Raw genomic sequence first — 5,325 nt, forward strand, 5'->3', positions numbered from 1 at the left:
GAAAAAAGCTAGAAACAGCTGTTTCTAGCTTAGGTAGTTAATAACAATATTATTTATTAACTTAAATTTTCAAGCAAGAGTTAAGTTATATCATCGTCACTAGAAGTCCTATTTGGCTCACTAGAGGTTAAAATAGTGCTTCTAGGTACATTGTTACCTATTTCACTCCTAAAGCCCTCTAAACGGCTAATATCAGCTTTTCTAGTCACGTATTTATCAAGGTCAGCTAAAATTTGCGGTATTCGGTCAGGTTCATGTTCAGCAATAGCCATAAGCATACCCCCAAGTACGAATTTTTGACCGTTGAGCTTTTTATCAATTTGCTTCTTCAAACGGTTTGCTTTATCGAGTGCTTCTTGTCTTTTTTGTTCAAGACTTCTAATGTCGCTCATAATAAATCCTTATGGTTTTCGGTTCTTATTAGGCAATATAATTTTTGGTTTTTGAGGTAATGCTGGCTGTTTTATAGGCTGCTTGTCACCTTTAACTGAACCTACAGTAACAGGGTCAATATCGGGTCTAGGTTTATACTTATCGGACATTTTATTCTCTCTCATGAAGTTAAATATTAAAGATAAAACTGATTGCTATAAATATACCCGTAATAAAAGTAAGAACGACATAGGCACATAGAAATTTATACGAATAATCTAAGCGGTCTGCCTTTTTCTTATTGATTGCTCTATGTTTATCTACAGACTGATTATAAGCTTTAATAAAACTAAGGTAGAAGCTATTGAAGTTTTCAGAATCTGCTTCTTTCATATTTTGTTCGGAAATTATTAGTACGGGCTTCGGCAACAGAGAGTAGGATGCAAATACAAAGACTAGAGATATGATAATTGCAACAAACGTCAAAGAAATAGCTAAGACTACGTATGGGTTAAATAGATTGCTATTATTGGAATATAACCAGTAGAGGATAGTAAGAGTAGAGGGCAACAGAAACGTAATGAAAGTAAGAAATCTCCCAGACTTATCTTCAAGATATCTGTAGTGTGACACTTCATCATCATAGAGTTTAGAAGATATATCTAACAAGGTTTTGTAATTACTTGGTTCGTTTAAGCTAACTAAGTCTTCTAACTTAGAGTCCAATTCTTTAAAAAATTCTATTAACAGTTTTATTTTTTTCATACTAAGGGTTCTATCTAATCTAGGTGATTTTAGATAATCTATATTCTTATTACATCAATAACAACTATTATAATTCTAAGTAAAGCAGCTATTTTTAGTTAACTAATGGTTGTGTCCCACTGACTAAGTGCGAACTTACGAAAACTATGCTAACATTCCACTTCGTTACAGTATAGATAGATTTCATAATTCGTGATGGGGTACGCCCCCTCAACCCCCAAAAGACTACAAACTAGAGGAGTATAAGTATGTCTAAGTTTTTTAAAATAGATGACGAGTTGATTAATTTAAGTCAGATTACAGATGTAAAATTTAAAGAGGAAAGATTTACTGTTTCTTTTACGACCCCTAAAAAGCAATTTAATAAAATTTGCGAAAATCAAAAGGAATTTGAAGACTTACGTAAGTTAGTATCTACTCACCTAGAGATTATTGATTTAGGCGAAGCTAACAATCCTCCGCCACCCAAAAACTTCAAAGTTAATTACTAATAGTTCTGACTCATGGCAATCTACCACCTATCGACTAAGCCAGTATCACGCAGTAGCGGTAGAACCGCTACTGCGTCTATTGCTTATCGTGCTGGTATCGCAATCAAAGATGAACGCACAGGCAAAGAACACGACTACACCAAAAGAAGCGGTGTGGCACACACTCGACTTCACACCCCAAACGGTTTAAAGATTGAGCGCAACGAACTTTGGAACTTAGCGGAAACTACCGAAACAAGAAAGAACAGCAGAACCGCAAGAGAGATAGTCGTTAATCTACCCCATGAGTTATCAGGGCGTTTACGGATAATGCTCGTTAATGACTTCGCTAAGGACTTAGCCAATCAATACGGTGTTGCCGTTGATGTGGCAATACATACGCCTGATGCACAGGGCGACAACCGCAACCATCACGCCCATATCATGTTGACCACACGCAAACTAGAACGCTTGGAGAGTGGCAGAGTCGCCTTAACCAGCAAATCACAGCTAGAAATGAGCAATACCCAGCTTAAAGAGCGTGGTTTACCAAGTGCTAGGGAAGAACTAAAGGCAATCCGTGAGCAGTGGGCTAATATCACCAATAAGCACCTCAAAGAAGCCAAGATTGATGCTCGAATTGACCACAGAAGCCACAAAGACAGAGGGTTAGAGCAAGTACCCACCAAAAAACTAGGTTGGGAAGCATCATCCCTAGAGCGCAAAGGTATTAAGACAGCGACAGGCGACTATAACCGTATGGTTGAAGAATATAACCATACAATGAAGCAGCTAGCGATTATTGAAAAGAGCCTGAAAGCCGACACAGAGCAGCGAGAACAGAGTAATGACAGAACTAGAGAAAGACTTGAAACAGCAATTAAAGACATTGAAAGAGCAACTGACGCATCAGCATGGGCGGATAGAAGAACTAAGCTCGTCAACCAAGTCGTTGGGGAGTGTCAACGAGAGCTTGAGGGAGCAGAACGAGAGATTAACGCTTCAGCTAGCGCAATCGACCAAGCGGATAGAAGAATTGCTGAACACCAACAATCCAAACTAAAAGCAGAACGAGAAGCGCAGCTTCAGCAGCAAGCTAAAGAGCTATTGCTTCAGCACTCACAAGAGCTACACGCCCAAGCCGTGAAAGGTGAGAAAGCTATAGACGTTTATGACACAAGGCTTGCAGACATTGAAAACCAGTTTGAACAACTAAGCCTTAAATCCCTGAAAAAAGAGTTAGCCGAGCTTCAGCAAGCCTACGATACCGCAAAAAAACCTATGATGACCAGTCAAAGCAAGTGGTCAAAACAGCAGTTAGAAAAACGTATGGTATTGCGAAGCCTAGAACGTCAAATAAGCGTTAAAGAGTTTCAGGATAGCGGGAAATATAAGCAACACGCTAAAGATTGGATAGCCAAAAACGAACCGCAGACAGTGCAAGAAGCGCAGCAAGGTCAGCAAGCTATCAAAGAATACAAAGAGCAGCAGCAGAAGCAAGAGCCAAAGGTTGAACCGCTACAAGTGCGTACCAGTAAGAATAAAAATAAGGGCATGGAGCGATAGCGATATGAGCAATAACGAAGAACAAAACGATTTAGTGCAAGATTGGATAGATAGGTCAGCACTTAACGCCATACAAATGAGCGAGGACGAGAACTACCGCCAGCTGGTAGCAGCAAGGGCAACCAATTGGGGCAAGGACATAACAGCGAAGTCCGACCTACGAATAAAGCAATCACAAGCACCGCATTTAGAGATTTAATTTAAGCACTGTACGTTACTTAAAGGGTTTCATGGAATGGAAAATCTAGTAAATTGCGAGGATTGTGGAAAGTCAGTTAGCCGTAGAGCATTGGCTTGCCCTAATTGTGGTTCACCTATCCAAGAACAAAATATTCATAAAGAAACTCTTAAAGAAGAAAATATTAAAGAAGAACCTATTAAAGAATTGGCGGTTGTTACGTTAAAAAAGTATATAAAACCAGAGCCTGTAAAGTCTAACTTTCAGAAGGGGTTAAGTTGGTTTCCTGTCCTGATTGTAGGGTTATTTATCATCTTTATAATGGTTGTATTATCAGTAACATCAGTATCACTATTACTAGCAGTAACAGCCATTGCACTACTTCTACCACCAGCCCAAGAAGAGATAGCTGAACACTTTAGTATCAACAAACTAGTTTTATACGTTATTTCAGGAATTCTTGTATTATTTTTTATGGTAGCGTCTACTCCTGAACCCAGCCCAGAAACAGTCGCAGCAAGGAAAGCTGAAAGAGCAAGTCAAAAACAAACTAAGTCAGTAGCTAATGATACAAGCAAAGCAATGCTAGTGACTAAATGCGAGTTTGTTATAAAATCACAGCTGAAGAACCCTAAATCTATGAATGTGGACTTTAGTGCTACAAGACGTTATTCCACTAACAAAGGCTTTAATTTGGAAATGAGCTATTATGCTGAGAATAGCTTTGGTGCAACTATGATAAACAAAGCACTCTGTGAGTTTAATGAGAGCGGCACTTTAATTAATGTCACCTCTCTAGAATAGAAATTTAATAAATAAACTAATGAGATAAAAACGGGTCTGAATGGGAAACCGCCCCATTCAGACCCGCTTCTACCTTCAGCCATCACGCATACTCATAATCACTGTCTTTACCGTTCAAATATTCCCTAATGGGTTTTTTCTGACTAAAATTGCTAGGGTCTTTCTTAATCTCATTCACCATAAATTCAGTAAACAGCTTCCAGTCACGCCCATTGTCACCAGTCGCCAAACTCCCATAAGTGCTGATAAATCCCTTATGAAGAACAATGCGCTTCAGCTGCTTATCCGACAACCCATCAATAGTGAACATATCGCCATTGGCAGAGTCACGCTCGATACTATTTTCTTTTGTCTTTATCTTCTCTAAAACAGTAAAACTGAAACCTATAATCTTGCGTCCTTTCTTTTTTTGAGTGTAACTAATATTGAGGTCTGATTTTTCGTTTATCTCTTCAACGGCAAGGTCTAACACTCTTATTTTAAAATTACTCATTGCTTTATATTCTTCATCAGCAACGCCTAACTGACCCCTAAACTTATCTAGTTCAAACACAGGTGTTTTTTTAGCGGTCTTCCACTGAACCAGTAGCTCATAAAGCCTTACCGAGTAATTGCTGGTCATCGCAGCCGTCTGTTCTAGTAAATATTTAGTAAAAAACTCTTCAGCACCATCAATCCGAGTAATCCCATGAACCACAGCTGGAGTAAATACGACTTCAATCGCTCCCTCATCATCTAAATATCTAACTTGGGATAACCAGCGAGATTTAACCAGCTTACCCTCATCATCAAGATAGCTAAAACGTCTGTTAAACAACGTATCTTCAGCTTCTTTCATCATTAAATAACCATTCTGCCTTGTCGTATTGAAAACCTCTGCATACCTAAGAGCGTCAATACGTAAGGGTGTTTCTGCTGTCAAACCCTTACCAGTTTCTCTAGCATCAACCACCGCCAGTTGGACGATGCGTATTTCAGCCAGCTTTAGATTTTGTAGAACAGTATTGAGATGATGGGTCTTTACTACTAGATTAGATTTCGCCATTCCTGCCACCTTTTTAATTACATCATTAAAATCTGTAATTAAGATAACATAAATATATTAGTAATTAAACACCTTAAATATATTAGTAATTAAATGGTAAGTAAACGTAAGCTTATGGGTAAGTA

The 5,325-nt window shown here is 38.6% G+C and carries 6 protein-coding genes; 4 read left to right on the forward strand and 2 right to left on the reverse strand.

From position 1 onward, the window contains the following. Positions 1-80: 80 nt before the first annotated feature. Entirely contained in the window at positions 81-392 is a 312-nt protein-coding gene (locus JMY06_RS11495; protein WP_201618385.1) for a hypothetical protein, read from the reverse strand. Positions 393-1,385: 993 nt separating this feature from the next. Between JMY06_RS11495 and JMY06_RS11500 the strand changes: the two genes are divergently transcribed. Genes JMY06_RS11500 through JMY06_RS11515 form a run of 4 tightly spaced genes read left to right on the forward strand, consistent with a single transcriptional unit; the run spans position 1,386 to position 4,155 of the window. Continuing rightward, entirely contained in the window at positions 1,386-1,628 is a 243-nt protein-coding gene (locus JMY06_RS11500; RefSeq protein WP_201618386.1) for a hypothetical protein, read from the forward strand. Positions 1,629-1,640: 12 nt separating this feature from the next. Next, positions 1,641-3,173: a MobQ family relaxase gene (mobQ, locus tag JMY06_RS11505; RefSeq protein ID WP_201618387.1), complete on the forward strand. Its 1,533-nt coding sequence runs from the start codon at positions 1,641-1,643 to the stop codon at positions 3,171-3,173. A gap of 4 nt (positions 3,174-3,177) precedes the next feature. Further along, complete coding sequence (locus tag JMY06_RS11510; protein WP_201618388.1) at positions 3,178-3,372, forward strand: hypothetical protein; 195 nt, start codon at positions 3,178-3,180, stop codon at positions 3,370-3,372. A gap of 36 nt (positions 3,373-3,408) precedes the next feature. Further along, on the forward strand, positions 3,409-4,155 hold the full coding sequence (locus tag JMY06_RS11515) for a zinc ribbon domain-containing protein (RefSeq protein ID WP_201618389.1): 747 nt from the start codon (positions 3,409-3,411) through the stop codon (positions 4,153-4,155). Between the two features lie 82 nt (positions 4,156-4,237). On the opposite strand, the gene repM is transcribed toward JMY06_RS11515, so the two are convergent. Further along, complete coding sequence (gene repM / locus JMY06_RS11520) at positions 4,238-5,200, reverse strand: replication initiation protein RepM (protein WP_201618390.1); 963 nt, start codon at positions 5,198-5,200, stop codon at positions 4,238-4,240. Positions 5,201-5,325: the final 125 nt, after the last annotated feature.

Origin of the sequence: Psychrobacter urativorans, assembly GCF_904846675.1 — a bacterium.
Lineage (GTDB): Bacteria > Pseudomonadota > Gammaproteobacteria > Pseudomonadales > Moraxellaceae > Psychrobacter > Psychrobacter urativorans_B.